21 protein-coding genes and 1 pseudogene are annotated in these 23,696 nt (G+C 61.0%); 11 read left to right on the forward strand and 11 right to left on the reverse strand.

The features are described from left to right. Positions 1-76: 76 nt before the first annotated feature. The gene (locus tag NKJ01_RS08295) at positions 77-1,609 is read left to right on the forward strand and encodes an FAD-dependent oxidoreductase (protein ID WP_352727374.1); all 1,533 of its coding nucleotides are present in this window, start codon (positions 77-79) and stop codon (positions 1,607-1,609) included. Positions 1,610-2,073: 464 nt separating this feature from the next. Then, the gene (locus NKJ01_RS08300) at positions 2,074-2,766 is read left to right on the forward strand and encodes a LysE family translocator (RefSeq protein WP_352727375.1); all 693 of its coding nucleotides are present in this window, start codon (positions 2,074-2,076) and stop codon (positions 2,764-2,766) included. A gap of 735 nt (positions 2,767-3,501) precedes the next feature. Here NKJ01_RS08300 and NKJ01_RS08305 read toward each other — a convergent pair. The 6 genes from NKJ01_RS08305 to NKJ01_RS08330 form a co-directional block, all read right to left on the reverse strand. After that, entirely contained in the window at positions 3,502-3,660 is a 159-nt protein-coding gene (locus tag NKJ01_RS08305) for a hypothetical protein (RefSeq protein ID WP_198032214.1), read from the reverse strand. 31 nt (positions 3,661-3,691) lie between these two features. After that, positions 3,692-3,892: a hypothetical protein gene (locus NKJ01_RS08310; RefSeq protein ID WP_031259929.1), complete on the reverse strand. Its 201-nt coding sequence runs from the start codon at positions 3,890-3,892 to the stop codon at positions 3,692-3,694. Between the two features lie 83 nt (positions 3,893-3,975). Next, a complete protein-coding gene (locus NKJ01_RS08315; protein WP_352727377.1) occupies positions 3,976-5,091 on the reverse strand; it encodes a YihY/virulence factor BrkB family protein in 1,116 nt (371 codons plus the stop codon). Continuing rightward, positions 5,091-6,044: a DUF3618 domain-containing protein gene (locus tag NKJ01_RS08320; protein ID WP_352727379.1), complete on the reverse strand. Its 954-nt coding sequence runs from the start codon at positions 6,042-6,044 to the stop codon at positions 5,091-5,093. The genes NKJ01_RS08315 and NKJ01_RS08320 overlap by 1 nt, the downstream gene beginning before the upstream one ends. After that, complete coding sequence (locus NKJ01_RS08325) at positions 5,995-6,420, reverse strand: phage holin family protein (RefSeq protein WP_352727381.1); 426 nt, start codon at positions 6,418-6,420, stop codon at positions 5,995-5,997. Before NKJ01_RS08325 ends, NKJ01_RS08320 begins: the two co-directional genes overlap by 50 nt. 12 nt (positions 6,421-6,432) lie before the next feature. Next, positions 6,433-6,786 carry a hypothetical protein gene (locus NKJ01_RS08330; RefSeq protein WP_352727383.1) on the reverse strand — a complete coding sequence of 118 codons (354 nt, stop codon included), beginning with the start codon at positions 6,784-6,786 and terminating at the stop codon, positions 6,433-6,435. A gap of 221 nt (positions 6,787-7,007) precedes the next feature. Here NKJ01_RS08330 and NKJ01_RS08335 point away from each other — a divergent pair, with 221 nt between their 5' ends. The 3 genes from NKJ01_RS08335 (at position 7,008) to NKJ01_RS08345 (ending at position 8,217) form a co-directional block, all read left to right on the forward strand. Further along, positions 7,008-7,445 carry a curlin gene (locus NKJ01_RS08335; RefSeq protein WP_352727384.1) on the forward strand — a complete coding sequence of 146 codons (438 nt, stop codon included), beginning with the start codon at positions 7,008-7,010 and terminating at the stop codon, positions 7,443-7,445. A gap of 67 nt (positions 7,446-7,512) precedes the next feature. Next, complete coding sequence (gene csgH, locus NKJ01_RS08340) at positions 7,513-7,914, forward strand: curli-like amyloid fiber formation chaperone CsgH (protein ID WP_352727386.1); 402 nt, start codon at positions 7,513-7,515, stop codon at positions 7,912-7,914. A gap of 174 nt (positions 7,915-8,088) precedes the next feature. Further along, positions 8,089-8,217: a hypothetical protein gene (locus tag NKJ01_RS08345; RefSeq protein ID WP_352727388.1), complete on the forward strand. Its 129-nt coding sequence runs from the start codon at positions 8,089-8,091 to the stop codon at positions 8,215-8,217. A gap of 72 nt (positions 8,218-8,289) precedes the next feature. On the opposite strand, the gene NKJ01_RS08350 is transcribed toward NKJ01_RS08345, so the two are convergent. Next, the gene (locus NKJ01_RS08350) at positions 8,290-8,502 is read right to left on the reverse strand and encodes a hypothetical protein (protein ID WP_352727390.1); all 213 of its coding nucleotides are present in this window, start codon (positions 8,500-8,502) and stop codon (positions 8,290-8,292) included. 340 nt (positions 8,503-8,842) lie between these two features. Between NKJ01_RS08350 and NKJ01_RS08355 the strand changes: the two genes are divergently transcribed. Beyond that, a complete protein-coding gene (locus NKJ01_RS08355) occupies positions 8,843-9,007 on the forward strand; it encodes a DUF3309 family protein (protein WP_352727392.1) in 165 nt (54 codons plus the stop codon). A 305-nt stretch (positions 9,008-9,312) separates the two neighbouring features. Here the strand turns inward: NKJ01_RS08355 and NKJ01_RS08360 are convergent, their stop codons facing one another. Further along, positions 9,313-10,122 (reverse strand): hypothetical protein, encoded by an 810-nt coding sequence (locus tag NKJ01_RS08360; protein ID WP_352727394.1) that lies wholly within the window; start codon positions 10,120-10,122, stop codon positions 9,313-9,315. 263 nt (positions 10,123-10,385) lie between these two features. Here NKJ01_RS08360 and NKJ01_RS08365 point away from each other — a divergent pair, with 263 nt between their 5' ends. Further along, positions 10,386-11,117: a glycosyltransferase family 25 protein gene (locus NKJ01_RS08365; protein WP_352727396.1), complete on the forward strand. Its 732-nt coding sequence runs from the start codon at positions 10,386-10,388 to the stop codon at positions 11,115-11,117. A gap of 104 nt (positions 11,118-11,221) precedes the next feature. On the opposite strand, the gene NKJ01_RS08370 is transcribed toward NKJ01_RS08365, so the two are convergent. Both NKJ01_RS08370 and NKJ01_RS08375 read right to left on the reverse strand, forming a co-directional pair. Then, on the reverse strand, positions 11,222-12,298 hold the full coding sequence (locus NKJ01_RS08370; protein ID WP_352727398.1) for a tetratricopeptide repeat-containing glycosyltransferase: 1,077 nt from the start codon (positions 12,296-12,298) through the stop codon (positions 11,222-11,224). 90 nt (positions 12,299-12,388) lie between these two features. Beyond that, on the reverse strand, positions 12,389-16,162 hold the full coding sequence (locus NKJ01_RS08375; RefSeq protein ID WP_352727400.1) for a glycosyltransferase: 3,774 nt from the start codon (positions 16,160-16,162) through the stop codon (positions 12,389-12,391). 1,108 nt (positions 16,163-17,270) lie between these two features. On the opposite strand from NKJ01_RS08375, the gene NKJ01_RS08380 reads away from it, so the two are divergent. Together NKJ01_RS08380 and NKJ01_RS08385 are read left to right on the forward strand one after the other, a co-directional pair. Continuing rightward, complete coding sequence (locus NKJ01_RS08380; RefSeq protein ID WP_352727402.1) at positions 17,271-17,585, forward strand: hypothetical protein; 315 nt, start codon at positions 17,271-17,273, stop codon at positions 17,583-17,585. Positions 17,586-17,674: 89 nt separating this feature from the next. Continuing rightward, positions 17,675-18,124 (forward strand): annotated as a pseudogene (locus NKJ01_RS08385) (DUF4347 domain-containing protein); the annotation flags it as partial. A gap of 401 nt (positions 18,125-18,525) precedes the next feature. On the opposite strand, the gene NKJ01_RS08390 reads toward NKJ01_RS08385, so the two are convergent. Then, positions 18,526-20,676 carry a DUF4573 domain-containing protein gene (locus NKJ01_RS08390; RefSeq protein ID WP_352727404.1) on the reverse strand — a complete coding sequence of 717 codons (2,151 nt, stop codon included), beginning with the start codon at positions 20,674-20,676 and terminating at the stop codon, positions 18,526-18,528. 214 nt (positions 20,677-20,890) lie between these two features. On the opposite strand from NKJ01_RS08390, the gene NKJ01_RS08395 reads away from it, so the two are divergent. Both NKJ01_RS08395 and NKJ01_RS08400 read left to right on the forward strand, forming a co-directional pair. Further along, positions 20,891-21,067 carry a hypothetical protein gene (locus NKJ01_RS08395; protein WP_352727518.1) on the forward strand — a complete coding sequence of 59 codons (177 nt, stop codon included), beginning with the start codon at positions 20,891-20,893 and terminating at the stop codon, positions 21,065-21,067. A gap of 224 nt (positions 21,068-21,291) precedes the next feature. Continuing rightward, positions 21,292-23,598 carry a peptidase domain-containing ABC transporter gene (locus NKJ01_RS08400; RefSeq protein ID WP_352727406.1) on the forward strand — a complete coding sequence of 769 codons (2,307 nt, stop codon included), beginning with the start codon at positions 21,292-21,294 and terminating at the stop codon, positions 23,596-23,598. Positions 23,599-23,696 lie beyond the last annotated feature (98 nt).

A 23,696-nucleotide genomic window follows, 5' to 3' on the forward strand; every position in this document is an offset into this window, starting at 1 on the left:
AAGCTGTCGGACACGCAGAACCTGATTGTCGTCGGCAGATATCCCCTTCATCCGTTTTCGTTTCGATGAGAGCGCGATGAACGTCAGCGGCGAAGCGACGAACTCTTTGTGGGCGCTTGACGCGAGCTTGCCCACCGCTCCCCGTCTTGAGCAAAACGAGAAATGCGACGTGGCCGTGATTGGGGCTGGCATCGCCGGGATTTCGGTTGCCTATGAACTGGCACTGGCGGGACGCAAAGTGGTGCTCGTGGATCGTGGACCCTTGCTCGGCGGCATGACCTCGCGCACGACCGCCCATCTGGCGCCCATCTGCGACGACGGCTTGAGCGCGCTGGTCGAGATGCGTGGCGAAGCTCTGGCGCGCGGCTTTCAGGCAAGCCAGCGAGCCGCGGTCGACCGGATCGAACAGCATGTCGCCAGCCTGGAAATCGACTGCGATTTCCGGCGACTGGAGGGGTTCCTTTTCCCCGCCGCATGGATGGACGAGAAGGAGGCCGCCAGACGATGCAACGAAGAGTATGCGGCTGCTGCAAAGACGGGCGTCGAAGTCGAGCGTGGCAAGGGCGTGCCGCTCAAGGGTCATGAATCGGCGCCCGTCCTGCGCTATCCGGGCCAGGCCACTTTCCACCCGCTGAAGTACCTGCGCGCCCTGCTTGCTGATTTCAAGAAGCGAGGCGGCAAGGCCTTCGCCGACAGTGCCGTCGTCGAAATCAAGGAGGGGAAGCAAATTCGCCTCAAATGCGACAGCGGCTCAACCATCACGGCTTTGAACGCGGTGTTTGCAACCAACTCTCCGATCAACACTTGGGTCAAAATTCACAGCAAGATGGCGCCCTATCGCACCTATGCGATGGCTTTCGAGATCGCCGGGGGAATTCTCCCGGACGCGCTCTACTGGGATATGGACGACCCCTATTATTACGTCCGCCTCAGCCGCGGGTCTGGTAAGACCGACTGTCTCATTGCGGGCGGTCGCGATCATAGATCGGGCGAGACGGACGATGGCGAGGCGCGCTTTGCGGCGCTCGAGGCCTGGATCAGAGCGCTGGTGCCCGATCTTGGTGGGGAAAGAGCGAGATGGTCAGGTCAGGTTCTCGAAACCATTGATTATTGTGGCTTCATCGGCCGCAGCCCCGGCGACGGCAACGTCTTCATCGCCACCGGCGACTCCGGCCAGGGCATGACGCATGGTGCATTGGCCGGGCGCCTGATCCGCGATCTGATCGTCGACGGATCGAATCCCTGGGAAGCCGTCTATGCTCCCGACCGGACGCCGCCCGCAGCCTTCACGCATTACATCAATGAGAACCTCACGACGGTGAAAAATCTCGCCGGTTACTTGCTACCCGGCCAGATCAAATCGGCCAGGGATCTCAAGCCCGGCGAAGGCGGCGTCCTTCAGGACGGCTTGAGTAAATTCGCCGTGTGCCGCGGCCGCGCCGGCAAGTTGCACAGGCGGTCAGCCACTTGCACACATCTTGGCTGCATCGTGCACTGGAATTCCACCGAGCAATGCTGGGATTGCCCTTGCCATGGCTCGCAGTTCGCGCCGGACGGGACGGTACTTAACGGCCCAGCGACCCGATCTCTGGTTCAGCCGAAGTCATAATGCCAAACGTCAGAGGCGGATCAGCCGGACGGCATAAGCCAGCTTGTTGTGGCGTGCTCTTTTTGCTGGTGGACAAGCCGTGTTTCGCCTAATGGCACTGGGCTGCATGCCCCGCATTCTCGGGCAGCGAAGGCCCGGTATGTCGAGCCGGTTTTGTTCGAGCAATCCCTCGCTGGTCTGTTCGAAATTGCTCGTCCGATAGTAGCCGCATTTCGGATTGATCGGGGGCCTGGATTGCGAATGTAACCCTTGGCCCTTACCGACGGCGCATGGAAGAGCAGCTGGCGCCTTCGCTCGCACCCTTGCACGCCCTAAGACCAAGCAGACAGCGCCAGCGTTGGAGCCTTCGATGATGCTTATAGTCGGCACTGCGGCGGTTTTCGCCGCAAACCTCTTCCGTTCTTTCAGCGCACGATCCGCCGAAAGACCGCCGGTATGTCAGACAAGGTCACGATGCGCTGCCGTTGACCAGCGGCGTATGCATCCTAGTTGCAGTCATCCGCGTTCGAGAGGAACATTCCGTGCATCCTGGCCTCTGGATAGCATTCGTCGGAACGGTCATCGCACTGCAAGTGCCACCGGGGCCGGACAGCATGCTTGTGATGGCGCGCGGAATTGCGCAGGGCCGTGGAGTTGCGCTGTTCACTGTGCTCGGGATGACCGTCGGAGCGGGCATGGTGCAACTGCCCCTTATCGCGCTTGGCCTCACTACTCTCATTAGAGCTTCACCGCTCGCGTTCGCTGCGCTCCAATGGATGGGAGCGGCCTATCTCATTTGGCTCGGGCTTCGGCTGATTTTCACAGCCGCGCATGTCCCTGCCCAGCACGATGGGAGGTCGCCCGGGCACCTTGCGGCGGCAGGCGAAGGCATGATCGCCAATCTAATCAATCCTTGGCCCATCACTTTCATGGTTGCATTCCTGCCCCAGTTCGTGGACCCGCATGGAAGCTCGATTACGCTCCAACTCTTGTTGCTGGGCGCCACTCAGAAATTGACGGGCGTACTCGTGTTAGGAACTTATGCCATGGCTTCGGGCAGCATAGGGACGTGGATCATGGCGCATCCCCGCGTAAGGCGGTGGCAGCAGCGGATCGCGGGCTTCTTCATTGTCGGCCTCGGGCTCCGAATGGCCTTTGGTGGTGGAGCAAGCCATTGAATCTAACGCTGCCGAATTGCGCCGGAGACCCTACAGGGGGAGGAACATCTTCTCTTCGCCTCGAATCTCTTGCGGGCCTCCTGAGCGGGCATGTTGCCTTCCACAGCAGACAAGCAGGTTTCCACCGCCTGTTTCCTTAGGGCCTTAGGGCCACGCCTCGTACACTTCAGGAGATGCTCGGAGGCACCTTCGGCATGACTGACCCGAAGCGGATGCCAGGTTTGTCTGTCCTGACGTAGACCGGAGGTTGAATCAATGCAGAGCCGTCAGGGCTCTCTGAGGACGAAGAGCACGAATTGATCGTGAAGCGTCGCTCGGTCCATGATGATCTCGACCAATTCCGGTCGGTCTCTCGTAGGACAGGCCCGGCCTTATGAACTGCGGCGATGGACAATGCTTGCCAACCGGGATGAAACGCATCGCCGCCTCGACCAACTCGTTGGCGGTGGCCACGGGCTCGCAAACTGCTTGAAGCCTCATCGCTCCTCCCCCCAAGGCAGAAACCTAAGTGGTCTATGGTTCACCAAACGAAGATCAAGTTTGGATGTATCAAGCCAAGAGGCCGGGTGAATAGGGACCGACGCGACCTCCGTCGCGTCTTTGCGTTTGCACTTACATTAGCTTTAGAGCACATTAAAGCAGCCGGTGAAGTACCCCGTACCGGTTAGGCTCGCGCCAGTCCCCCAGACCCCTCGACGCCGGGCCGCTCGGGTGACAAGGCACTTTCCGTTTTGCCTAGTCTCGCCGCCGCTTCTTGTCGCGCAAATTGAGAAGCTCGACCAGATCATCAGCCTCTTCGACAGGCATGTCGATCAACGGAACGCCCAACTCGACGGCAGGCATGCCGGTGAACACGTCGATGACGTCCCACGTGCCTTCAGGCGTTCTTTCCATGTCATATCGTCGCGTCATCGGGGCAGAGCGTTCAACGCTGCGTATCGTCCGGCTGGGCATCGGGTCCTTTTTCATCAAGTTCATCGGCCAATGAAGCAATGTTGGGGGGCAGCTCGGGCTCCACCTGCCAGTTTAAGAGCTTGCGCAGGTGCCGGCGCAGGATTTCCGTGCCAATCCAGCGCCGCACGATTTCGGCAATAGCCTTCTGCCTTGATCGATCAAGTTCTGGCATGTTCGGAACTCTCGGAACTTCGTTTACACGCCGAACTCACCCACCATGGAATGGTTCCTGCCGATGAAACATTGCCGCTACCGCTACCCTTGGCGCCGGTCGTTCGTAGATTTCACATCGAAGACAGGTGACGCAGCCTTTTTGCGGAATGGTGGGAAGTCTGGGTTGTCGAAGCGCGCGTTACTGTTTTGCATTGCATGGTCGAGCTCGCCGCCAACCAAGATGACAATGGAAGAAATCCAGATCCAAATCAGGAAACCGATGATCCCGCCGAGCGAACCATAGGTTTCATTATAGTTTCCGAAATTGCCCGCATACCAGGAGAACAGAAACGATCCGACCAGCCAGCCGAGTGCCGCGACGGCGCTGCCCCAACTTATCCAGCGCCATGGCGCTCTCTGCCGGCTCGGACCGAAACGATAGAGGAGGGCGAAGCCGAGCGCGACGATTGCAAGCACCACAGGCCAGCGCAGAATTCGGATGAGCAGGTCCGTCGCCCAAGACAGTCCGACGAACGACAACAGGATTGGGACCGCCACGGCAGCGCCGATTGCCAGTAGCCCCAGGACGATCCCGCCCATCGTGAAGGCCAAAGAAACCGCATTGATGCGGAAGAAGCCGCGTTTCTCCTTCTCGCCATAGATTATATTAAGGGCATCGAAGAGTGCCTTAACGCCGGCGTTGGCACTCCACAGCGAGGCGGCAAGACCGATTATGAATGCCAGCCCAAGAGTTCCGCTTCGCTGCGAGGCGATGTGCTGCATCTGGTTGCGGATAACTTCCAGTGCCCCGGCGGGTAGCAAGCCTGAGATGCGGTCGAAGTGTGAGGCAATAGTCTGCGGATCGGCGAACAATCCGTAGACGGCGACCAGTGCGGCAATGGCAGGGAAAATGGCAAGGATGGTGTAAAAAGCGATTCCCGCAGCAATGGCAAGCACGCGGTGTTCTGTGATGCCCGTCTTAACGCGAAGAAGGATGTTCCTCCAACTTGCGAACGAGCTTGCCGAAGAATTAGTGAGGCGCTGCTGGCCAGCGTCACTGTTTTCCTCATGCACCGGCGTAGCAGCTGGAGCGGCGTATCGACGTGGTGAGAATCCGAACGCCAGCAGAACCAGAGTAGCCGCAGGAACCCAAAATGGAGTGAAATCCCTCTTGTGAAGGGAGCGGTTCTCCGGCTGGCCGGTGGCAGTCGTTGTCATCACCCTGCTTTGTCGTGCTCTTCGTTCGCCTGCGGTGTGCGCGCGGTGTTTTCTCTTGAGGCTGCTTTGTTGGCCGTGTCTGGCTCTGCCGCTGCCGCGGGCACGGCCGGCCTTGCTGGCTCCTTTCCTTCTTCTTTTGTCTTAGCGGCAACCTCTTTCTCGCCGGACGGAGTGGGTTGTTCAGCACCGTCTCCGGACTGGCGATGTCGGCCGGGTTCCGGACTGCGTGGGTCTTCTGGCGCACCGCCTGCTTTTTCGCGCATCAGGCGATCTTCCACTTCCGAGGGCGGCAAAGCCGCACCGATTGCCGCGCCGACTGCCAGGCCGATGCCCGCCAGGACAAGCGGCTCATTGCGGCAGAAATTCAGCAGGCTCTGAGTGCTCGATGCGAGGCCATGGCCGAGGCTTCGTGCCGAACCGCCGATCGCCATCGCTGTTCGGCTGGTGCCGTCGGCCACCGCGTCATAAGTCGAGGATGCCGTCCTTGAGACAGATGCTGCCGCTGATTGAGCATTCTCCCCAGCGGCTGCGCCCAGGCGCCCAGCTGCATCCCTAATTTGGGAACCGGCCGCCGCACCAGCTTCCGTGACTGAGTCGGCGACGGCCCCAATCTTGTCACTCATCCGGTCCAGGTCGCTGCCTTCGGGCTTGGGGCGTGTGCCAATGTCGGCGGCTCTGCCGTTTGCCGGGCCAGCGCACATCAGCCAAGCGATTCCGGCTCCGATTAAGGTGACGGGCAGCGGATTTCTTGCCATCTGATGGCGCAGGCCACGATAGAATTCACCGGCATCGCCTCGACCGGCGTAGTCGCTGAACTGATCCAGAATTTGGCCAGGCGTGACGCTGGCCCTCAGTTCGTCAAGTGTGTCCACGAGCTGCGAGCGTGTCCGCTCCGTCTCGCGCTCAAGCTGCTCTGTGTAAGTCATGGCGATGCCTCGCTTGCTCTTTTGCAACGGTTGCGTCCCGCTGAAGCTGGTGAATGGTCTTGTCGGGCATCATCGTTTTGATTTTGAGCCGGTTCATGCCCATGAGAAGGAAGATGAGACCCAACACCAGGGCTATGCCGCCCACGATCAGGGCCGATGCGGCGGCTGTAATTCCAAGTGCCGGCGCCAAAGCGGCGACGCCGGCCTGAAACAGTATGACCAGCGCCGGAATGAGCAGCACAGCGCCGCCAATCACAAGGCTCAATCCGGCCGTAGCACGGCCTATGTTCTCCGAAATCTCGCTGCGGGCAAGTTGTCCTTCCTTTCGAAGCAGGGTCGTGAACTGCAACACGACATCCGAGAATAAGTCCGGAATGGACCGGCTATGTCCGAGAGGTGTCATTTTCTTCTCCTGTCAGGGGTGCGTTCCGCCGTGCTTCTGAGGGCCGGGAGACCTCTTCAGAACCCGCGCGAGAGTGATCCCTGCCAGAATGGCTCCGCCGAAGAACGCCGCAGGCTGAGTGTGTGCGAAATCGCCAAGGTCTTTAACCAGATCCTCGACTCTGCGCTTACGCAGTGCAGCGGCTGTGCCTTCCAGACGTGACGCGGCGTCGTGAACGTAGTCAGCACTTCGTGGAAATTGCTTCTCCAACTCATGGGCAGCGCTATGGATCGCGTCAGCCATCTCGTCGATCCGCTCGGCGCCAGCTTCCTTCTGTTGCTCCGCCGCTTGGCGTGCATGCTCTTTCATCTCATTGGCCTGGACCATGTTAGTCTTCCTCGGTTCGGTCGTCGCCCTAGGCGACGACCGGCTTATTACGTTGAGCTTAACTACGATCGGGAAATTGAGTTCCGGCCGACTGGAAAAAGTCATTGGCCGTTGCCGGACAGCAGTTCACTCAGTGGACTCGGCGGCTCTGCAGTCGCACTTGAGAGGCGCTCCTAACCACTGTCAAACTCGCGGTCCCGTCCGCCAAAGGAGACGCTCTCATGATCCGCAATTCTTTCACCGCAACCGCGCTCGCCGCTCTTATCGGCATTGCCGTCGCTGCCCCGGCCATGGCCAACGACGTGAGCATCGAGCAGTATGGCTGGTCCAATTCGGCTGGTGGCGCCCAGAACGGCTTCAAGAACCGTATCCGGGTTTACCAGGACGGCCGCTTCAACACGGCAATCGGCCAGCAGCGCGGCCGCCATAACCTGTCGGCCATTGGCCAGCAGGGGATCGGCAATTACGGCGCCACCTATCAAAATGGCAACCGCAACGTGACAGGCGTCGCTCAGTTCGGCTCCAATCACACCACCATCCTGACCCAGGACGGCAACGGCAACATTGCTGCCGGCGTGCAGGTGGGCCGCGGCTGCAATGCCAATGTCAGCCAGGGCGGCAGCGGCAATGTCGCGGCTTTCGTTCAGGCCTGCCCATAAGCAGCACCGGCTGGGCGGCCGCGGAAACAGTCCGCGGCTGCGCCAACCAACGCCAAGGAGACGAACCATGCCAAGCATCGTCAAACTTCTCCGTAGCGCCACGACCGCATTCGCCCTGGTTCTGATCCCGGCCGGCGCTTTGGCGACCATGGCCACCGCCGGTCAGGCCCTCGGGCCGGTGCGCTGCGAGATCCGCGCAACGCCGGAAGGCGACATGGTCTCGCTGGAGGCGCTCGCCCATGCCGACAAAAGCGTCCGTGGCACCTATTCCTTCCATGTTGAAAGTGCCGCTCGCACCGGCGACACCAACATCGAGCAGGACGGCGCCTTCAGCACAGCGCCCGGCAAGCCAGCTACGCTCAGCGCTGTCACGCTCGACGCGCAGGGCGGCGTCTATGACGCCAGGCTCGAGCTGACGGTCAATGGCAAGAGCATCAGCTGTGCCGAGCGGCTCGGCGGCGCGACCTGATCGGATCGCCAGGCTTGCAAAAAGGGGGCGTCGGCAATCGGCGCCCTTTTTCCATGTGCGTCAGGCTATGAGAAAAATGGCTGAACGACAGCTGAACGAAGGATTCCGGGAGGGTTCAGCCACCATATGGGAAGGTTGGCCAAGACCGGGTTAGCCGGAAAATGGAGAGCAAAGATGACCCGCAATATGTTCAAAACTCTTGCCGCCGTTCTCGTTGCCGGCAGCATCGGCCAGGCGGCGCTGTCCGCACCGGCTTACGCGAGCGGCTGGGTTTCGGTGACATTTGCCCGCGGCACCATCTGACGCTCGTCAAACACGCAGCACTCCGGATTGGCTGCGCGCTAAGGGGAACGCACTAATTTCCGCATCCTAGTCCTACAGGATCGGGATCGTCCGTTCTTCGGCAGGCCATGACCGCTCGACTTCGAGACGCAGCCGTCGATCAATCTGACGGTGACGGCAACCTCGTCCGACGGAAGCACCGCCAACCAGGCCTTCAGTCTCGCCGTCCTCAACAGCCCTGAGCCGGTCGCCTTCAACACCCCGGCCGACGCCGACGCCGCCGCCAACCAGATTGCCCAGACTCAAGACCTACGTCTGGTCCTCGGCCGTGGCCTACAATCTCGTCCTGTTCACCCGCCTCAGACCGACCTGATACCAGCTCGGCATCGCAGTCGTCTCGCTGGCAGAGCCGCCGACGATGGTGGATGCGCACCGATCTAGACTAAGACTAGCCCTATGAAGACCTCAACCGGCAGACCGAGAAAGTAAACGAGGCGTTCCTTCGCGGGAATCAGGAATGATGTCAGGTCCAGTGGACCCCGCCCGGGAACTGGAAGACTTGTGGCGAGTTCATATCCTCAGCAGGCGGCCGCCGGTGGCTTCGGACGGCGGGAAGCTGCAAACAGGAGAGGGAGAGGAAAGCGTCATGAGTCTCGGCACCATCCTCATCATCATTCTAATTCTTGCATTGCTTGGCGGCTTTAGTGGAGTTGGCGGCGGGCCATTCTACGGCACCGGCTATTATGGTGGCGGCGGCCTCGGTCTGGTGCTGCTTATTGTCATCATTCTGGTCGTGCTCGGGCGCATTTAGCGTCACCTGACCCGAATGTTCGGCTTGTCGCTTCTGAGCGAGCGGCGGGCTTTGTAATGCCTGACGTAAAACGACAGCCAAAGAGAGAGCGCTGAACGCCTATGCTTCCGGTGGGTGAGGGCGCAAAATCGCGGCTTCTCACCATCTTCGGGCTAAACATCGACCAGCCTGCCATGACCGCCTTCTCTCAGCGAATTTGCAGAACTCTCAGCACACTACCTTAGGCCGAGGCTCAGTCGATCGGCTGGGCAGGATAGCCAAAAGCCCGACACTTGCCAGTTTACTCTGCGCCACTCTCATTTGAACTATTGCGGAATGCGTAACAAGTCCTGCAAGCGATGTGGCAATTGTGGCGATGCATGCAATTCCCTGCAGCTCTGCTCCCATCGCCGGAGGTATTCCACGATGGGAATGCCAGTTCGGCCGGGCCACCGGTTGAGTGCGCCCAACGCTTCGATGCAGTGCGGTGCGTGATCATATTCGGCGAGGATGGTTACTGACATCGCCTGAGCGAATGGATTGAGGCCGGGTATTTCGATCTCGCTACGATGAGCGGCGAACCATGTCGCGGCGTCGAGGGTGAGCCCCTGGCTGTCGGCGAGCGCGGTATAGCCTCGGATGATATTCTTGCGATAGTCGGCGATTGCGTTGCCGAAAGCGTTGTCGCCGGCGAATGGCGGGTTTTTCTTCCAATCTTTCGCCAGGCGCCCCAGGCCCCACAGTGAGAACGCTTCGACCATCGCCTCCTCTAGCCACTGACAGGGCGGCGCCGGCTTGGCATCGGGCTGCCAGCTGTTGGCCATGACATGGCCGAGCTCGTGTCCGAACTGATAAGCAAGCTTCGACCAGTCCCGTTCGCCGATGTCGACAATGATCCACGCCATGCTGGTGCCGTCCGCATGCAGCCAGATCGCCGGCTGCCCGGAGCCATGTTCATCTACGCGAAGTCGCGCGGGCTGACGATCAGAGACCAGGCGGAGACCACCCAGGCAGGCGTGCCGCATGCGCGCGACGACTTGTTCTGCTGCTCTCGGAAGCATGTGGCCCCAATTGCCCGCGAGCTCGATGGGTGCGGAGAGCAGGGTAGGAGAGGGGTCAGTAGAGGATTGCGGCATGGCTGTCTCACTGGCCCCCAAGCTGGCCCGAGGTCCTGCGGCTGCTGCAAACACTCCTGCCGCAGCGACGCCAAGGGCCAATTCGCGTCTCGTCAATACTGGTTGCAAGTCCTCCTAGCTCCGAGCCCTTCTTATGGGCATCTCGCCACCAATCGCCGAACCAGCTAAGCTTGAAGTGTGTTTAAGTAGTGGCGTGGATGCGAGCCGGCTCGAGCTTTGTGTCTCAACGAAGCCGCCGATCATCGGCGTAGAAGGTCTAAAGCATGATAGGGGAGATTTATATAATCAATCTCGATCGAAGCGTTGCCCGCCTCGATACCTTTCGCAAGTTAAACTCGCACCTTGAAAATGTTCGGCGGTTCCCCGGGGTAGACGGTAAGTCTGTTGATCGCGATCAGTTGATGACGAATAAGATCATTACGCCGAACCTGGACTATGCTGCCGGCAGTTTGGGCTGCGCCATTTCGCACGTGACGCTCTGGAAAGAAGCTGTCGCAAGGCACAAGGTGATCACTGTTGCCGAAGACGATGCGATCTTCTCCAATCAGTTCGAACGACATACGAGGTCACTGTTGTCGAATGTCCGACCCGACTGGGACTTTATCCTGTGGAGCGCAAGCCTTCGATGCTACGCCTGGTTGGATGCCCTTCCTGGCGGGACCGGAGCCAGGGTGGAGTTCTTTTCTGGCGAGGTCATGGAGCACATAGCCGATTTCCAGGAGGCAGAGACCGAACCCGCCCTGCTTCGAGCGCATCATCTGCTGGGGACCGTTTGTTATTCCGTCTCGCCTCGTGGTGCGCGTGCGCTCTTGGATTGGTGCCTTCCGATACGGCCGATGATCGTCGATTTCGCGGGTTTTGGTCTGAAACTGAACAATGCAGGAATCGACTGCATCATGAATGGGGTGATGCCGTCTCTCAAGGCGTATGTGTGCTTGCCACCGCTCGTCATAAGCGACGAACGGCCAGAAGAATCAGTGCGCATAAATACGTGAACGAGCACGGTCTAAGCCGATCCCTTCAAGTCGGCTGACGCAGTCATTACGCCAATAGGGAACTTCATTCTCAGCTGCAACACGCACACCAAACGGGCACCTTCTCAGGCTCGCTGCTCTTCCCGCAGCCGAAGGAAGAAATCGAGATTATTCTTAAGGCGCTGATTGGTGGGGTCAAGTTCGAGCGCGCTCGTGCCCCATTCGACGGCACGATCCATTGCATTCAGGTGCCACGAGGCGATCGCACCGAGGTCGAACAGGCGAAACCCCCAGCAATTCGGGTCGTCGAGATAGCTTCCGGTGCTATGCGTTTTCTCGATCCCGTTTGCGCAAGCCCAGAACAGGTTCAACCAATCCGCTTTGCCGTGGAGGTCTTCGGCCAGATCGGCCCAGACCTCGCGGCGGTGCGGCGATTCCATTCGTGCCTTGTCCAGCCAGGCCAAGCTCTGTTCCGGCCGCATGCGTGCGATGTAACGCATCGCCTCGGATCGTTCTTCGCCCCACGTGCTTGTCGGCAAGGCAAGGTAGCGCTCAAGCAACTGGACAGCTCGATCTTGCTCGTTGGCCCACATTAAATCCCGCCCGAGCCAGAAGCAGATCTGTGCGTCGGCGGGATCCTCCTTATGGGCAATCTCCATCAGCGGCAGGTAACTGCTCCGTGTTGGCTTGGTGAGGTCTTGCACCTCGAACATGACGATGTCGGTGCTGGTCGCCGTCACTTCCCTTTCTCCGGTGAAGACGAGGGCCTCATGGACCGGTCGCTTGAACCGATAGCCCCAGCGATGGTGAAAATTCTTCGCCGGCCAGCTCCGCAACGGCGTCGGGTCATCGACACTCGATCTGTAGATCGTTTGACAATAGAGGGCTGTCGTCTCGGCCTTCCAGGCCGCCTCCAGCTTCGGCCGCCAGCCCGGCTCGAGAAATCGATCCATGTCCATCGTGCAGCATACGTCGACGTCGGCAGGGATGAGTGCCATGGCAGCGTTGCGGGCGTCGTCGAAGCGCCAGGGGCGGACCGCTATCGGGTGCACGGTAACCCCGGCAGCACTCAGCCGTCTTACTGTATCGTCGGTGCTGCCGGTGTCGGCAACTATTCGGCAATCCGCATCGGCGGCGGAAGTGGCCCAACGCTCTGCGTTTTCTGCCTCGTTCAAAGCGATGGTGTAGACAGCAACTTTCAACAAAGGACTCCGCGATCAGCCAGGACTGTATCGGGCGCCTTACCTGGATGCGCGAATGGGGACCAACCCCATCTGCGAAGCCTGTGACGTTCAACGCACAAGGCCCACTCCTCCGCGCTTGCGGATCGCCACCAGGCCACCGAGCAATCTAGCTCGGCTCAGCTCGAAGTGGCTGTCAAAGAACAGGATTTCGGCGAATTGATCGGCGAGCGCACTGATACCTAAGGGATCAGGAGATCGCGCGGAGCCGCCCTGCTGGAGTTCCCGCATGAGGTTTTTGGTGAGTGTTATTTTGTCCGCATCCTCGCCTGGTGGCTGCCAGTCGAGGTCTTCGATGAAATACCATCCGCCCTCGACGAGCAGCGGAAAGAATTCGCGCAGCGTCAGCTGCTCGTCAAAAGAGGCGTGGCTGCCGTCATCAATGATCACGTCGAGCGAGCCCGGTTCGAGTTTCGCTGCGACGGAGCGCAGATCGTCGAGCCTGGATTGGTCGCAGACGAAAGATTCGAACCTTTGATTGTTGAGTTGAGAAAAATCAGCCAGGTCAACGCCGATCACCTGTGTATATGGAAAATAGGTCTGCCAGAGGGAGACCGAGGGCGTCTCGGTCTGGCTGCCTTCCGCCGAAATGCGACAAAGTCCGATTTCCATGAGTCGCCGCATGGAAAGTCTTCGACTCGAGAGCAGTCGGTCATAGACTCGGGCGTAAGCATGCCGGTTGCCCGTGTGCCGGTTTTTGTCGGTGTTGAAGCGATCAGCGAGACTGGTCAGTGTTGGGAAGCTGTGCAGCGGGTCGATCAGCAAAGAGATAAGCGGCGCTCCTTCATCGTTCGAACGGGCCGCGTTGCGTGCCGTCCACAGATGTATTCCGAAGACGCGCTCATCGTTCAGGTAGTCGGCTAATTCCGGCAGCGGCTTGTCGAACGCGCTCATCTCGGTCCAGTCGATCGAGTTAAAAAGCATCGGCCCAAATACCCATTCGCGCAGCTCGGCACCAGAATCCGAAGCAATGTAGTCGGACAGCAACCTTGGCCCGATCTCACCGAATCCCTTTCCGCCCTCGCCGTGGAATCGCTCGATGGACATCTCGTAGAGCGCTCTTAGATGGTGGCTGTAGGCTTCGGCATAGATCACGTTGCCGCAGATAAAGTGGCCTTGGTGCCCGCCGCGCCACTGCAGATTGAAAAAGTATTCGCCGTGGAACGGAAACGGTCTCAGCATGACCACGTCGCAATCCATCCACAACCCGCCATGCTCGTAAAGCACGGCGTAGCGAAAGACATCGCTGAAATACCGGATCTCGGATCCGGCCACAATTTGCTCGAACAAGGTGCGCGGCATTACATCGTCCGCATCTCGGACCTCGACACCGAGCGGAAGGAGGAATTCAAGCTTGTTCGGCGAGTAGCTCCAGACTCTCACAGGATGGCCCGCCGCGCGCATCGACGTGGTGGCGGCAATCAAGGTTCGATGCTCAGCAGTGTCGGACAGCACCTCGTAAAAGCAGTGGATCTGCGGCAGCGAGAAATCCCCTTTGCTTAGGAGAGGGGCGATCCGGGAATCGAAAGCTCGCGATTGTGCGCTGCGCTCTTGCGGTGAATCCACCAAGCGAAGGAACGGCGCGAGTTCGAGAAGGACCGCTTCTGTCCCTTTCGCCGCGCTCGAGACACCGCCGCTCGCCTCTTTCGAGAGGTCCCCTGTCGCCCGGTTTGCATTGCCATCGTCGCGCCTCCCGGACTGAGTGGACATGGCAAGCTCCTTGCGCTGAGACTCAACAGTCCGGCTGTTGGCACCCGCCGACGACTTCGTAGCCGGTGAGTTCCAACAAGCCTCGTTCGACCACAAATCCGCGGCCTCCAGCAGCGAGCCTACCTCGGACGCATCGACGACGGCGATCCACGACTCTCTGTCGGCAACGCCATACGAAATCAGCAGCCGCTCCCCGTTCGGATGCCAAGTCAGACCGGCGGCAAACTCGACTCCCTTCTCGTTGAAGAAGAACGGGCGGCCGATCTTTGCCAGGCGGCTTGCGTCGTCTAGCCAGACGAAGCGGTGATGGGTGTATAGTCGAGCCTCGTTCGGCCATGGGCGCACCTCGTGGACGAGCGCCAGCCACCCACCTTGAAATGCAATCGCCTGCGTGCCGTCCTTGAATTGGTCGGCAGAGACAGCCGGCGCGTTCTCCGACAACGTTTGCCCTTGTCCGTCGACGATGCGCAAGGGATCGCCCGCGGAAAAGAATTGCAACTGCTCGACGGCGGTATTGATGCCAGCCGGCTTGACAAGGGGCATCCAGCTGCGCCCGTGAAACTCCGAAGCCAGGCATGAGAGCACACGGCGGTCGGTCATCTGGTACGGCCCAGGTCCGCGGTCGTCGACGCGCGCCATGACTGGACACCAGCCGTCTGCCTCCGACGCGCGTGCGCATGCGATAGTCCACAGTTGATCCCGCCAGGCAAACAGGCGAATGGCCTCGATACCAAGTGCTGCACTGCCGGTGGCTTCTGGCACGTCGACCGACGGCAGGATTTCCGCTGTTGATTGAACGCCCAGATCGTCGCTCAGATGAACGAGAAAATTCCGCGTGCGGATCTGCATTTTGCTGGGCGTATTGAGCTGGGCGTCTTCGATCACTGGGTTGCCGACGGTCGGCTGCACCAGCACGATCTGGTCACCCAATCGCGATACTGACGGAGCGCTCGGCCGGTAGCCTTCTGGGGGCGTGAAGCCGATTGGGCGCGCGCTGAAAGATGGCATCATCGTGTTGGCGGACTGCGCATAGAAGAACAAGTTGGATCGTGCCAGCTGCCTGTGTTCGTCGGTGACGGTGCGGTTCAGTGCCAGCCAGTTGCACACTGCAAAGCCGCGATCCTTGCGCACAGGATCGGGCGAATAGTTTGCCGCAATCGCAAATTCCTCCTGCAGACCTGTCGTGTAGATGAAATCCTCGAGAAACAGGATGTCCTGCTCGGGTCTCTTGATCGCCAGACCGGCTTCCGAAAACAGCACGCTGACCTCGTTCATCCCGTTCTCACGGTAGAACCGTGCCAAGTCGTAGAGCGGCTCGGCGCGCTGGGGGCGTTGATTGAAAGCGGCAAGCGCTTGGCGAATGAAGCCTGCATCGTCGCCGAGCTTTTGCAAACAACGCGCCTCCTGTAGGCGGGCGTTCCATGCCTCTTCGTCCCAGCCGCCCATCTGGGCACGTTTGGCGTAGGCCACTGCTGCCTCCGCCGTCCGCCCGGCGTCGCGGTAGGATTGCGCCAAGTAAAACCAGTATCTGTGGTTCTCCGGATCCTTCTCAAGTGCTGCCAGCAAGAGCTTGATGTCGCGTTCGAACTTGTCAACGCGGTTCGATCCGCTGGCATGGTCCTTGTACCAAATGTTCGGCAGCCCATGCACTTCACCGGGAACGTCAAGATATTCGTGGGTCACGCCGTGGTAGCGCGCGCCTGCATCGCGCCTGACAAGACGAGTGTTCCAATAGATGAGGCCGGAATCGGCCCGCTGCAGCAGCCGGTAGCCCGGGCCCTCCAATTGCGCTCGAAAGCCCGCATCCTCGACTACGAGCTCCATGTCGGCGTCGGCAAAAAGCAGATAGTCATAAGCGAGCGGCGATGCATAGGCCTGATCGAGAGCAGCGTTGCGGGCCTGCTCGAAATTGAGAAACGGGAACTCATGCAGCTCGCCAGGCAGATTGCGATCGGCGAAGAACGCTTTGATGAAGTCTTGTGTGCCATCGGTCGAGCCGGTATCGCCGATGACCCAGCAATCGATGTGGCCGGCAACCGCCCCGAGACAACGCTGCAAGTTCGCCATCTCGTTCTTGACGATCATATTGAGGCAAAGGCGCTTGCCGATTGTCATTTGTGAATATCAGCTCTCGGTGTGAGGTCCGCCACGCTCAAGCAGCGCGCTCCGGGGCCAGTTTTGTGCGCCGTACCAAAGCTCCCCTTGTTCAAAACAATTACTGCAGTCTCGATCATGTTGCCGGTCCGGCCACTGGAGCAGCCGAAATCCTCAGCCAGCTACTTGACTGCCATTTGATGGGTTCCGTCAAGATCGGGGAGGCGGCTGCTGCGTCGGGCCTTGGCCATCCCGCAAAGGGTTGCGGAGCTGGATCCGATCACATTTGCACGCTGACGGAAATTAACGCGGACGCGTTAAGACTAGGATTCTCAAAACATTTTTTGGAGTTGCATCGCAGCAATGGCTATCCCCAACCCAACCGTCCGCCACTTTATAGTTTACAAGTCGCTAATTTTCGTCCTTACTAATATATCGCTATAGAGGGAGCCCGCAGGTCGCGGGTATATAGCCGGCAGTCTGCGAAGTCGTAGAGAGTTGAGCCGGAGGTTCTGGAGTAGCAAGGCCATTTTGCGGATTATGAAGCCGGTGCGTTAGAGGGGCGCACCGCCGCGTATACGTTTGTCCTTCTGCACGGAGGTTTCCCCTTCCGGAGTTCTCTTCGCGAGTTTTCGCCAAGACATTGGCGTCAGCCGTGACGGGAGTGGGTCGTGAATGGAGTGTCGCGTGCGTACCGCGGGGAAGCGCCGCGTTTCGATCAGCCCCCAAAACACTCGCGGCTGAGCGCCAGAACCGGCCCACATGCGCGGATAGGTGAGTCCCGTTTTATTGCGGCCGCCGAGAGCGCTCTCCCCCTTTGTTCCATGAAGACATACTGCGGAGCGCTTGCAACCGTGTGTCGCCGTCGGGCGCACGGGTTTTGCGTCTTCCTGCGGGCCGACCGGACCAAGCAAGTGTCGCCGCAGCCGGGGGCATGTGGCTATGGAGCTGCGACGTGGGTGCGAGCGCCGCAGGTCATGGCTTGGCGGATAAGCTATCGTGAGCGGCCAGCGCTCCGGTCGCGGCTGCGACAGGCCTCGTCGGGTCGCCGACGCTCCGCAATGATTCAATTCCAAGCATGCGAACAGGAGAAGCAGCGGCGCAGCCGCCGCCGACCGAGGAGGACATGATGAGCTACACAGCAGGGTTTGCGGTCATGGAAGTCACCGTTCGGGGCGTTTTGCCCATCGGCGATACGACCGAAAATGTAACTTACTTCATTCTGGACACGGCCAAGAGCGCAATCGTCGGTCAGGTCGTTCTCCCCAAAGCCGTAAAGCGAAGCCTCGCTGTCGCTCTCACCGTCAAGGTCCCGAGCACTGCCGGCTCATATGCGATTGGCACGTTTGACGACGGCGGGAGTTTTCAGCCCGCCAACTTCCTGAGGGTAGAGAGCCCCTCTGTCGATCGTCCCGGCGGCGCTGTCGGGCCATCGGGAAGATGACCGCCCAATCTCGCTATCCCTACCGCACGCCGGCCAAGCCAGCGGGCGGTTTCCCTTTGAATTGAATTCAAAGCCAACAGGAGCCAGTCATGGCCCGTGCCTCTGAAATTCTTTTTGTGGATTCTTCAATCTCCGATCTCAAGACCGTTCTCCGCAACTTGCGTCCCGAAGTCCTGGCTGTCGTCTTGGATGGCCGCCGGCCGGCGGCGCGGCAGATCGCTGCCATACTCGCATCGTACGAAGGGCTCGACGCGGTCCACGTCATCGCTCATGGCGCGCCGGGCCGGGTTAACTTCGCCGCAGGAGAATGGTCAGTCGGGACGCTGGAAGAGTCGGCTGAGGATTTCGCCGCAATCGGCAGGGCGCTTGCCACGGACGGCGAGCTGAGGCTGTGGAGCTGCGAGACGGCATCAGGGGATGCGGGCGAAGCCTTCATCGAGGCGCTGGGTAAGGCCACGGGCGCGGACGTCTGCGCGTCTCGGGCGCTGGTTGGTGCATCCGTCCTAGGCGGCGCCTGGGAACTGTCCGCAAGCGCGAGCGCGTCCACGCGCCTGCCGCCGCTGACCCCAGATGGGCTGGCAAGTTACACTGGCGTGCTACCAGTACCAGTGCCGGGCGACTTGACCCTCAGTGGAACTATAGATTCTGGTTCAAGTAATAATATTAACACTTACTATCTGGTAGATACAAATGGTACCGTAGTTAATACCGATGATACAGTTGTTGGTAGCTTTCAACTTCCGTCAGCGTCAAACAATTCGGTTCCTACATTTACGATATCAGTAACTGTTCCAGACATTACTCACGACTATCTCATTTACGACGCCGGATTCCACTTATACGGTACACTCACTGCCGCTAATCCTGCCACTGATCCGCAGACTTATAGTTTCACGACCACGCCTATCAATAGCCCCGGCGGGTCGGGCAATGATGGCGATCATTTTGCTGCGGGCTCTATAACCGTCGCGAGTGCCGGTCCCCCGGGTCCAACGGGCCCCACGGGCGCGACCGGTGCCACAGGTGCGACTGGTGCAACAGGTGCGACCGGCGCAACTGGCTCGACCGGAGCCACAGGTGCAACAGGAGCGACCGGTGTGAGCGGCGGGACCGGGGCCACGGGTGCGACCGGCGCTACAGGTGCAACAGGAGCGACCGGTTCTACCGGCGCGAGTGGCGGAACCGGGGCCACAGGCGCGACCGGAGCAAGTGGCTCCACTGGCTCAACGGGTGCGACTGGCTCGACGGGTGCGACAGGCGCAACCGGTTCGACCGGAGCGACCGGCTCGACCGGCGCGACTGGCTCTACCGGCGCAACCGGATCGACCGGTGCAACCGGGTCTACGGGCGCAACTGGCTCTACCGGAGCGACCGGCTCGACCGGAGCGACCGGCTCGACCGGTGCAACCGGTTCGACCGGAGCGACCGGGTCTACCGGCGCAACTGGCTCTACCGGAGCGACCGGGTCTACCGGCGCGACCGGCTCGACCGGTGCAACGGGTTCGACCGGAGCGACCGGGTCTACCGGCGCAACGGGCTCGACTGGTGCAACTGGCTCTACCGGAGCGACCGGCTCGACCGGAGCGACCGGCTCGACCGGAGCAACCGGCTCGACCGGCGCAACCGGCTCGACCGGTGCAACCGGCTCGACTGGAGCGACCGGCTCGACAGGAGCAACCGGCTCGACAGGAGCAACCGGCTCGACAGGAGCGACCGGCTGGACCGGCGCAACCGGCTCGACAGGAGCAACCGGCTCGACCGGAGCAACCGGCTCGACTGGAGCAACCGGCTCGACTGGAGCAACCGGCTCGACAGGAGCGACCGGCGCAACCGGCTCGACCGGTGCAACTGGCTCGACCGGAGCAACCGGCTCGACCGGTGCAACTGGCTCTACCGGTGCGACCGGCTCGACCGGAGCGACCGGCTCGACCGGTGCGACTGGTTCGACAGGTGCGACGGGAGCGACTGGTTCGACAGGTGCGACGGGCTCGACCGGCGCAACCGGCTCGACCGGAGCAACCGGCTCGACCGGAGCAACCGGCTCGACTGGTTCGACCGGAGCGACCGGCTCGACCGGCGCGACTGGTTCGACAGGTGCGACGGGCTCGACCGGTGCAACTGGTGCGACCGGAGCGACCGGCTCGACCGGCGCGACTGGTTCGACAGGTGCGACGGGCTCGACCGGTGCAACTGGTGCGACGGGCTCGACCGGTGCAACTGGTGCGACGGGCTCGACTGGAGCAACTGGCGCAACCGGCTCGACCGGTGCAACGGGCTCGACCGGAGCAACCGGCTCGACTGGTTCCACCGGAGCAACTGGCTCGACTGGAGCAACCGGCTCGACCGGTGCAACGGGCTCGACCGGAGCGACCGGCTCGACCGGCGCGACTGGTTCGACAGGTGCGACGGGCTCGACCGGAGCGACCGGCTCGACCGGCGCGACTGGTTCGACAGGTGCGACGGGCTCGACCGGTGCAACGGGCTCGACCGGCTCGACCGGTGCAACGGGCTCGACCGGCGCAACCGGCTCGACTGGAGCAACCGGCTCGACCGGAGCAACTGGCTCGACCGGCGCGACTGGTTCGACAGGTGCGACGGGCTCGACCGGTGCAACGGGCTCGACCGGCGCAACCGGCTCGACTGGAGCAACCGGCTCGACCGGAGCAACCGGCTCGACCGGAGCAACCGGAGCAACAGGCGCAACGGGCTCGACTGGTGCGACCGGTTCGACTGGAGCGACTGGAGCAACTGGCTCGACCGGAGCGACCGGAGCGACCGGCTCGACTGGAGCAACCGGCTCGACTGGTTCGACAGGCTCGACTGGTGCAACCGGTTCGACCGGAGCAACCGGATCGACTGGCTCGACGGGAGCAACCGGAGCAACAGGCTCGACGGGAGCAACCGGAGCAACAGGCTCGACCGGCGCAACGGGCTCGACCGGTGCAACGGGCTCGACAGGTGCGACTGGCTCGACTGGTGCGACCGGTTCGACCGGAGCGACCGGTTCAGCCGGAGCGACCGGTGCGACCGGAGCGACCGGCCCGGGCGGTGAGACAGGTGACCACCACCATGGCAACAACGGTGGCGGCAACGATCCTGACCACAACGACAGCAGTAATCCGGGGAAAGGACATCCCAATGATGGCACGGACGCCGATGGCTCGCCTGACGGTCACAATGCTAAGGTCTCGGCCAGTACGCTCGGGCTCAAGGACACGACGCAGTTCCTGCAATCCGGCTCGACAGACAGTGATCCTGTCAGCCATGCGTCGTTCCGCCAGCTCATCGGCCTGGCGGCGAGCACGGTGTCGACCGACCTCCTGAATGTTCTGAACACGATCAAGGGAGGTCAGGACCAGCACAAGCCTGTGGGTGCGAGCACCGACCTGATCTCGGACCAGACCAAGCACGGCGCCGGCTACGCCAACACCGACGACACAGTGAAGAAGGCTCTGAAGGATATTCTGAAGCCGCATGAGTGAGCAGGAATGGTGACCGGACAGACGACGATAGAAGCCGGACCAGGGCTGAGAAGCGGACGCGCGGGCTTTGCGGGGAAGCAAGGCCTGCGCGTCCGCCATTTCCGAACGGGCACCAGGCTCGTGTCACCGACCGGCTCAGGGTGCAATCAGCACCCCCGGGGAAGCCGGCGGGGACAGTCCGCCTGGGGCATTGTTGAAATGCCTGGGTGCCGGAAGGGAAGTCCATGGTGAACATCCCTCTGAATGCCGAAATCCAGCCGGTCCCGATCCGCGCCGCCATCGAAGCCGACACCACCGGCAACGCTGGCGGCTATAGCGAAGCGAGACGGATTCCCGGTGGTCCCGCTGAGTTTGATCAAGTCGGGCCGCGCTTCAAGGCGATGCTGCGGGTCGCCCGCTATCACGGGGTCGAGCTCGACCCAAATGAATTCAGGGCAGCGAACGCAAGCCCGTTTCCAACCGCTGCCGACTTGTCTGAATGGGCGCGCAACGGTGGGATGTGGTCTCGCGCTGTCCGCGTTCGCTGGTCTCACCTCTTGCGGTTTCAGGACAGCGGACCGGTCGTTCTGTTGTTCACCGATGGCGGCGCGGGGCTCCTTACCGGGGCGAGTGCCGAGCGGAACATAGTCTTCCTCAGAAGCGCGGACACACCTGACGACGGTGAATCCACCGCAATCGACGAGCTGCGGCTGTCGCAGGTGTGGACGGGAGAGGCGGTGCTGCTGCGACAGGCGAGATCCTATATTGCGGCGGATGCGCCTTTCACCCTTCGCTGGCTCGTCGACCTGGTGCGGCTCGAAAGCCGGCCGCTGCGCGATGTCGCCATCGCCTCGTTCACGCTCAGCATCCTTACGATCCTGCCGCCGCTCATCGTTATGACGGTGGTCAACAAGGTGCTACAGTTCAACAGCGTTTCGACGCTATTGCTCTTGTCGGCCATAATCGCCGTCGTCTTCGCTTACGAGACTTTGCTCGGCCATGCGCGGCGACTCATTATCAACGTGGTTGGAGCCCGTCTGGACACAAAGCTGCAGCTGCACGTCTTCAGCCGGCTCCTGCGTTTGCCGCTCGACTATTTCGAGCGTCATCCGGCCGGCGAGACGATGTACCATCTCGCCCAGGTCTATCGGATCCGCGAGTTCCTGACCGGCAAACTCCTCACTACGTTCCTCGATATGATCACGCTCTGCGTGCTGGTACCGGTGATGTTCTACATCAATGCCAAGCTCGCCTGGATCGTGGTAACTTGCGCGGGTATGATCATGCTGATCATCCTCGCCTTCCTTAGGCCACTGCGCCGGAGATACCAGCGGGTGATCCACGCCGAGACGTGCAAGTCAGCGGCGCTCGGCGAAACTGTCGTCGGCATCAAGACGGTGAAGGCGCTAGGGCTCGAGCCGCAACGCAAGGCTCTTTGGGACGAGCAAGTAGCGGAAGCGGGAAGGGCGCGTCTCGCCTTCGGTCAGTTCGCCAGCTGGCCGCAGACTCTAGTTACCCCAATCGAACGGGTGATGGTGCTCGGTACCATGCTGATCGGCGCCTATCTCGCGATGAACGACAGTTCTGGCTATATGGTCGGCGGCCTGTTCGCCTTCATGATGATCTCCCAACGCGTCGCTCAGCCGCTGGTTGGGCTGGCGCGGCTAGTCGAAGATTACGAGGAGGTCGGCGCGGCGATCGGCGAGGCGGCGTCGGTCCTCAACCGACCGCTGGAGACCAGTTCGAATTCCGTCGGCCTCAGACCCAAGCTGGTCGGCGAGGTCACGTTCAGCGACCTGACCTTCAGCTATATCGCCACCAAGACGCCGGCGCTCGACCGAGTCAGCTTCAACATTCCGGCCGGGTCCATGTTCGGCATTGTCGGGCGGAGCGGGTCGGGAAAATCGACGATCGCCCGCCTGCTGCAGGGGATCAACCGCGACTATAGCGGGTTCCTCAAACTCGACGGCGTCGACCTCAAGGAAATCAACCTGCGTCACCTTCGCCAGGGGCTCGGCGTGGTCCTCCAGGACAATTTCCTGTTCCGCGGGTCGATCCGCGACAACATCATCGCAGGGCGCGCAGGCCTGACGCTTTCCGACGCCATGCGTGCCGCGCATCTGGCCGGCGCCGAAGAATTTATCGAACGAATGCCGAATGGCTACGACACTTACATTGAGGAAGGATCGCCCAACTTGTCGGGTGGTCAAAAGCAGCGGCTGGCGATCGCGCGCGCGCTCATCCACAATCCGACCGTCCTCATCCTCGACGAAGCGACCAGCGCACTCGACCCGGAGAGTGAGGCAGTGGTCAGCGCCAACCTCATGCGCATCGCCAGCGGGCGCACGATGATCATCGTTTCGCATCGGCTTTCCTCGCTTACGGAGTGCGACCAGATCCTGGTGATGGAGCAGGGCAAGGTCCTCGACGTTGCTTCCCACGCGACCCTGCTCGAACGATGTGCGCTCTATCGTCAACTTTGGGCGCAGCAGAACCGGCACCTCGACGGCCATCACGGCCGCCCGGTAGCCGTACCACCGCGGTTGGTTTGACGATGTTGCGCGTCGATCGATTTGTGCTTTTCGCGACGGGTGCCGGCAAAACGGTGATCCGTTCCTTCGGCTCTAGAGCGCTTGGGCGCATGCCTGAG

This window comes from Mesorhizobium sp. M0276 (assembly GCF_040321755.1).
Taxonomy (GTDB): Bacteria; Pseudomonadota; Alphaproteobacteria; order Rhizobiales; family Rhizobiaceae; genus Mesorhizobium.